Genomic DNA, 6,265 nt, shown 5'->3' with positions numbered 1-6,265 from the left:
GAGGTGGGGGTGGACGGCCCCCCCGGGTTTTCCCCCGGGTTTTACGGGTAACCCCCCCCCCCCCGGGGCGCGGCCCCCCCGCGCCGCGGGCGGGGGCGGGAGCCGGACGGGACGGTCAGCCGTCCGCGCCGAAGCGGGGCGGGGTGTACGTCATCGCCTTCTCGAAGGGGCGCATCAGCAGGGACGACGGCGCGTAACGCATCAGGGTGTTGCGCACCGCCATGGCCAGGGGCCGGTCCTCCTGCTCGTTCCTGCTGAGGGTGTACGAGTTGTCGACCAGCCACTTGGTACGTTCGCGGCGGGCCTCCTCGTACGCGCGCAGCCCGGCCACCGGGTCGGAGGCGGCCGCGCAGCACTTGGCCAGCACCACGGCGTCCTCGATCGCCGCGCTCCCACCCTGGGCCAGGGCGGTCAGCATGGGGTGGGCGGCGTCCCCCAGCAGCGTCACCGGCCCCTCGCCCCAGCGCTCCAGGAACGGCCGGTCCTGCGCGGGGACGGCGTGCACGGACTCCTCGGGGGTCGTCCTGATCACCTCGCCGACCACGTCCGCCCAGCCGTCGAAGGCGCGGACGACGTCGTCCTTGCCGCCCTTCCAGCCACGGGCGGACTCGGCGGACATGTTCCGCGTCCCCCACCAGTAGGCGTGGCCCTGGCCGATGTCGTGCAGCCCGAAGCGCTGGCCCCGGCCCCAGTAGTGGCCGTTGAAGCCCGGGGTGAGGCGCGGGTGGTCGAACGGGGTGACGGCGAGCCAGCAGAGGTAGCCGGCCTCCCGCAGCGTCTCCGGTCCCGCCAGTTGCCGGCGGACCGCCGAGTGGATCCCGTCGGCGCCGACGAGCAGATCGGCGCGGGCCTCCCGCCCGTCGGCGAAGCGGACCCGTACCCCGTCCCCGTCGACGGTGTACCCCGTGGCGGCCGACCCCAGATGGATCGGGCAGTCCCCGGCGGCCTCCAGCAGGGCCGCCTGGAGTTCGCTGCGGGAGACGCAGACGCTGGGGGCGCCCAGACGGTCGGTGAGGGCCCGGTAGGGCAGGGTGGTGATCCGGCCGCCCGTGCTCGTCATCAGCTCGGCGGTCTCGATGGCCCGGCCGCGCTCCTCCAGGCGCAGATCGATGCCGAGGGAGGCCAGCGCCGTCATGGAGTTGCTCATGACGGACAGGGCGGTGCCCGCCGGGCGCAGCTCGGCCGCCCGCTCGTGGACCTCGACGTCGACTCCGACGCGGCGCAGCGTCACGGCCGCCGCGAGACCGCCGATCCCGGCACCCACGACGATCGCCGTTCTGCGACCGGTACCGCTTGTTCCGTTTCCGCTGCTCATATCTGTCGTCACCGCTTTCCTCGGGTTCCGTCGACGGCGTCCGGGAGGCTCGCCGTCACCAGGTGCGTGATCTGTTCCGCCACGTACTTCACGTACGGCTCCTCGACGACCTGGAGATGGTCGCCGGGTACGTCGATGACCTCGATGTCCCCGGTCGTCCTGGTCCGCCAGCCGTTGGTGGGGTCGCCGTGCAGCGAGCCCGCCCCGTCGTGCAGGGGCCTGAGCACGTCCGGCAGCTCGCCCTGGGCGTGCAGGAGGGTCAGGTCCAGGTCGCCCTTCTCGGCGCGCTCGTCCATCAGCGCCTGGTAGTTCGCCTGGAAGACGGAGTGGAGGCGGCGGACCGCGTCGTGGGAGTCGCCGGGCGGCAGAATTCCGTTCCGTTCGGCGACCTCGGCCACGCGCCGGAACACCTCCTCCTCGGTGCCGACCTCGCGGGACAGCTCCTCCACGGGGGTGTCGCTGCCGCCGTCCGCCCACAGGAGTTCCCAGAAGAAGAAGTGGAGCAGGGAGCGGTCGCTCAGGTCCCGGGGGGCGTCCGGGCTGAGCGCGACCGTGTCCAGGAGGATCGGGGGCAGCACCTCCTCGCCGGCACCGCGCAGCAGCCGCGCCATCTCGAAGGCGACGAACCCGCCGAACGACCAGCCGCCGATGATGTACGGGCCGTGCGGGCGCACCCGCCGGACGGCCTCGACGTACGCGGCGGCCATCTCCGGGATGGAGCGGTGCGGCTCGGTGCCCGGCACGAACCCGGCCGACTGGAGCCCGTAGAAGGGCTGGTCGTCGGGGAGGTGCCGGGAGAGCGCCAGATAGCAGAGCACGTTGCCGCCCAGCGGATGGACGAAGAAGACCGGCGGCCGCTCGCCCTCCCGCCGGAAGGGCACCAGGATGTCGCGGGGTCCTGGCGCGGCTGCCGAGGTACGCAGGTGTTCCGCGATGGCGGCGGGGGTGGGCGCCGCGACCAGGGCGGACAGCGGCAGGCGCACCCCGAGACGCTGTTCGATCAGCATGACGAGGCGCATCGCGGTGATCGAGGTGCCGCCCTGTTCGAAGAGGCTGTCGTGGACGCCCGGCGCGGGGAGGTCCAGCAGCTCGCCGAACAGCTCAACGAGGGTCCGCTCGTACGCGTCCCGCGCGGGGCGGCCCGGCCGGGGCGCCGCCGTCGTCAGCTCGGCCCGGCGCAGCGCGGCGTCGTCCCGCTTGCCGCTGGGCGTGAGCGGCATCCGGGGCAGCCACTCGTAGTGGGAGGGGACCAGGTACTCCGGGAGGGCGGCCCGCAGATCGTCCTTGAGCCGTCCGAGGTCGGTCAGCTCCGGGTCGCCCACGAGGAACGCGGTGAGGAAGGCGTCCGTACCGCGCCGCCGGTCCACGACCGCGACCTCGCGGACGCCGGAGCCGGGCGCGGCGTGGCGGGCGACGGCGAGTTCCACCTCGGCGGGCTCGACCCGGAAGCCCCGGATCTTGACCTGGGTGTCGGCGCGCCCGGTGTGGACGATGTCGCCGCCCGGCAGTATGTAGCCGAGGTCACCGGTCCGGTACAGCCGCCGCTCGCCCCCGTCCGGATGCGGTACGAACCGCTCGGCGGTCAGCTCGGGCGCTCCGGTGTACCCGTCGGCCAGACAGACACCGCCCAGGTGGATCTCGCCCCTGACGCCGACGGGGACCGGCCGCATCCGCTCGTCCAGGACGAGGACCTCCGCGCCGTCGACCGGGGTGCCGATCGGCGGCAGCGGCGGGAAGGCGGCCGGGTCGCCGGTCATGGTGAAGCTGGTGACGACATGCGACTCGGTCGGCCCGTACTGGTTCTCCAGGACCGCGCCCGGCAGCAGGGCGCACAGCCGGCGGATCTCCTCGCTGACCCGGAGCTGTTCGCCCGAGGAGACCAGCGTCCGCAGCCGGCCGGGCACCGGGCCGAGCGCGCAGGCCGCCTCGGCGAGCTGCTGGAGGGCGACGTACGGCAGGAAGATCCGCTCGACGCCGTGCCGGTCGAGGAGGCGCAGCAGCGCCGGCATGTCGCGCCGTTCGGCCTCGGTGACCAGGACGAGGGTGCCGCCGGAGCAGAGCGTGGAGAAGATCTCCTGGAACGAGACGTCGAAGCTGAGCGGCGCGTACCCGAGGGTGGTGCCCCCGGCGGCTCCGCTGGGCCGGCGGTTCTGCCAGTCCACCATGGCGGCGAGCGAGCGGTGCGGCATCACCACGCCCTTGGGGCGGCCCGTGGAGCCGGAGGTGAACAGGACGTACGCGGTGGCGGCGGGGTCCACGCCGGGGAGCGCGGGGCCGTCCTCCGGCCGCTCCGGTGTCTCCCGTACGAGGTCCTCCGCGAGCAGCAGGACGTCCGGGTCGCCGACCAGATGGGCGTGGGCGCGGTGCGCGACCACCCGTACCGGACGCGCCTGCTCCACCATCGCGGTGATCCGCTCCGCCGGGTAGCCGGTGTCCAGCGGTACGCACGCGGCGCCCGCCCTCGCCACCGCCAGGATCACCGCCACCGTCTCCGGCGCCCGGTCCATGGCGACGCCGACCCGGGCCCCGGGCCCCGCGCCGAGGCCGGTCAGCCGCCGGGCGATCCGTTCGGCGGCCCGGTCCAGCTCCCGGTAGGTCCACCGCCGTGTCCCCTGGACCAGGGCGACGGAGTCCGGGGTGCGGGCGGCCTGTCCCGCGAAGAGCCGTACGACGTCCGGCGGCGCCCCGGCGGCCTCCGGGGCACGTACGGCCGGAGCCCCCGTGGTGGCGAGGAAGCCGAGGTCGGCGGGGTCGTCCGGGCGGTCGAGGACCCGGGTGAGGATCTCGGTGTAGGCGCGGGCGACCAGCGCGGCCTGGCCGGGGGTGAAGGTGCGGCCGTCCCCGTCGATCCGCAGCCAGAGGGAGCCGTCGCCCGGATCGGTGACGGCGTTGACGAGGAGCTGGAAGTCGGTCTCCTCGAAGGTGCGCACCGAGAGCAGTTCGACATCGGGGCGGCTCAGCACCGGTGCGAGGACATGGAAGTTGACGTAGTTGAACGCGGTCCGCACGGCGGGTCCGTGCGGCGAGTCCTCCTGGACGGCGCTGAGCGGGTAGTGGCGGTGCGGATGGCCGAGCCGCTCCTCCCGGTGCGCCTCGCGGACGGCGGCGAGCCAGGTGGAGGCGGCGTCGTTCATCCGGACGGGCATGGTGTGGACGAACAGACCGGCGGTGCGGTCCCCGTCGGCGCGCTCGGGGCGGCCGTGCGTGAGCAGCCCCGTGGTCAGGTCGTGCTGCCCGGAGAACAGCCGCAGCGTCAGGCAGTGCGCCGCGAAGAGCACGGACTTCACGGAGACGGCGTGGGTACGGGAGAAGGCGCCGACCCGCCGTTCCAGCCCCGGGGGAAGCGCGGCCCGGTGGGAGACGAAGCCGGGCTCCCCGGTCACCGGCTCGGCGGTCCTGAAGCCGTCGAGGGCGAGTGCCCGCGCGCCCGCCAGCCGTTCCCGCCAGTACCGCCGGTCCTCCGCGGACTCCAGCGCCGCGCGCTCGGCGAGGACATGGTGGGCGGGGGAGGGCGGCGGCCCTTCCGGGGCCCTCTCGCCTCCCTCGCCCAGGGCGCGCAGATGCTCCTCCAGCAGCTCCCGCAGCAGGCTCGCCACGCTGCCGCCGTCGAGCAGCACATGGTGGAAGCTGAGCACCAACTCCACGGTGTGCTCACGGACATGGACCCGGAAGTGGCAGAGCGGCCCGGCCGACAGGTCGTAGGCGTGGTGGCGCTGCCGCTCGATGTGCGCGTCGAGGACCGCGTCCGCCTCCGCCTCCGGTGTGCCCCGCTGGTCGACGACGACGAGGCCGCCGGTCACCCGCCGGTGCACGATCTGGAGCGGTTCCGGGTGCCCGCCGAGGTCGATCGAGGAGCGCAGCGCGGGATGACGGGCGACGAGCACGTCGAACGCCTTGCCGAAGGCGGACGCGTTCCAGGGCAGCCGGAAGGAGTAGTGGAAGACGTCGTGGTAGACGGCGGACCCCTCCCGGGCCGCGCTGTGGTAGATCAGCCCGAGCTGGAGGCGGGTCAGCGGGAACGCGTCCTCGATGTCGCCCTCGCGCAGCAGCCGGGCCCGTGACTCCTCGGGGAGCAGCGCGAACGGGGCCAGATCCGGGCCCTGTTCGCGCGGACCGGTGGTGCAGCGGGCGGCCAGCGCCGCCACGGTCGGATGCCGGACCAGGTCGTTCGGGGCGAAGTGGACGCCGAGCCGGGCGGCCCTGGCCTGGATCCTGATGGTCAGGAGGGAGTCGCCGCCCAGCGCGTAGTAGTCGTCGTGGACGCCGATGTCCTCCTGCCCCAGCACCTCGGCCCAGACGGAGAGGAGCGTCGCCTCGGTCCGGTCGCGCGGCGCGGTGGCCTCCCCGCCGGACGCGGCGCCCGCCGGGCGGGGCGCGGGCAGGGCGCGGCGGTCGGTCTTGCCGTTGGGGGTGAGCGGGACGCGGTCGATCCGTACCAGATACGACGGGATCATGAACTCCGGCAGATGGCGGGCGAGATGGGCGCGCAGCACGCCGTCCTCGACCGGTTCCGCGGCGACGTAGTAGCCCACGAGCTGGGTGCCGCGCTCCGAGGTCACGCTGTCGACGACGGCGCCGCGCACCCCGGGGGCGGTCGACAGATGGTGCTCCACCTCACCGGTCTCGACCCGGTTGCCGCGGATCTTCACCTGTCCGTCGATCCTGCCGAGGTATTCGATCGTGCCGTCGGCGAGCACCCGCGCGAGATCGCCGGTGCGGTAGAGGCGTTCGCCGGGCGCCGACGGGTGCGCGGTGAACTTCTCCCGGGTCAGCTCGGGGCGGCCCAGATAGCCGCGGGCGACACCCGCCCCGGCGATGCACAGTTCGCCGGGCACCCCGAACGGCTGCGGCTCGTCCGGGTGTTCGCCGATCACATACAGATCGGTGTTGTCGAGGGGCGGGGCGGTGGGCGCCCGCGCGGGCGGGGCGGGGGGCGCCCCGCCAGGAGAC

General features: G+C 74.2%; 2 protein-coding genes. Both read right to left on the bottom strand.

The annotated features are described in order from the left end of the window. Nucleotides 1-115: 115 nt before the first annotated feature. A complete protein-coding gene (locus tag ACFXPK_RS08585) occupies nucleotides 116-1,315 on the bottom strand; it encodes an FAD-dependent oxidoreductase (protein ID WP_384993725.1) in 1,200 nt (399 codons plus the stop codon). A gap of 8 nt (nucleotides 1,316-1,323) precedes the next feature. Next, on the bottom strand, nucleotides 1,324-6,189 hold the full coding sequence (locus ACFXPK_RS08580) for an amino acid adenylation domain-containing protein (RefSeq protein ID WP_385073078.1): 4,866 nt from the start codon (nucleotides 6,187-6,189) through the stop codon (nucleotides 1,324-1,326). Nucleotides 6,190-6,265 lie beyond the last annotated feature (76 nt).

The sequence above is a fragment of the Streptomyces sp. NPDC059142 genome (assembly GCF_042755665.1).
Lineage (GTDB): Bacteria > Actinomycetota > Actinomycetes > Streptomycetales > Streptomycetaceae > Streptomyces.
This window is presented reverse-complemented; position numbering and strand designations above follow the sequence as displayed.

Bases quoted from the DNA above. Each gene is read 5' to 3' on its own strand.
- ACFXPK_RS08585 (WP_384993725.1), bottom strand. From the start codon at position 1,315: ATGAGCAGCGGAAACGGAACAAGCGGTACCGGTCGCAGAACGGCGATC.